Below are 557 nucleotides of genomic sequence, written 5' to 3' on the forward strand. Positions count from 1 at the left end.
CACGAAGGCGAAGTGGTTGAGTTTGGTGAGACAAACCAAGTCCTTACTAATCCAGAACATGCGATTACCCAGCGCTTGGTAGAAAGCCATTTCTACAAAGCGCCAAGCCACTAAACAGACAGCTCACGAAAAACAAAAAGCCTGCTTTCATGCAGGCTTTTTCTATTGGGTGAAGCGAGTAAAGGCAAATTAACGACGGCTTGCTTGTTTGCGCAGTTCGAAATCAAACTCGTCAGGAAACAACACCACGCCTTCTTCGTTTTGATTCGGGAATACAACAACCGATAGCTCATCATCTTCTAGGCCAGTAGTCCAACGGCTATGCCATTTGTTAAGAGAGATCGCTTCTGGTTCACACTCTTCCCAGTCACCCGTTGCCCACTGCTTGGCAAATTCTTCATTTGGCCACACAGGAACACAATCATCGTCTTCTGTGTTTAACATGACACAACCGTGCTCGTCTTTAAGAATCCAAACTTTACGATTCGCGACAATCTCTTTGACACAATACTTTAGGCGCTGCTCTTCGTTATAGCGATTAATCGTATCGATTTGTT

The 557-nt window shown here is 44.9% G+C and carries 1 protein-coding gene and 1 pseudogene; one reads left to right on the forward strand and one right to left on the reverse strand.

Going from position 1 to position 557, the window contains the following annotated elements; all coding sequences use genetic code 11:
- Positions 1-114: pseudogene (locus tag R7044_RS27250) on the forward strand (peptide ABC transporter ATP-binding protein); the annotation flags it as partial.
- A gap of 75 nt (positions 115-189) precedes the next feature.
- On the opposite strand, the gene R7044_RS27255 reads toward R7044_RS27250, so the two are convergent.
- A partial coding sequence (locus tag R7044_RS27255; protein WP_263857071.1) for a DUF2750 domain-containing protein occupies positions 190-557 on the reverse strand: 368 nt, incomplete at its 5' end.

This window comes from Vibrio sp. 1402 (assembly GCF_033340275.1).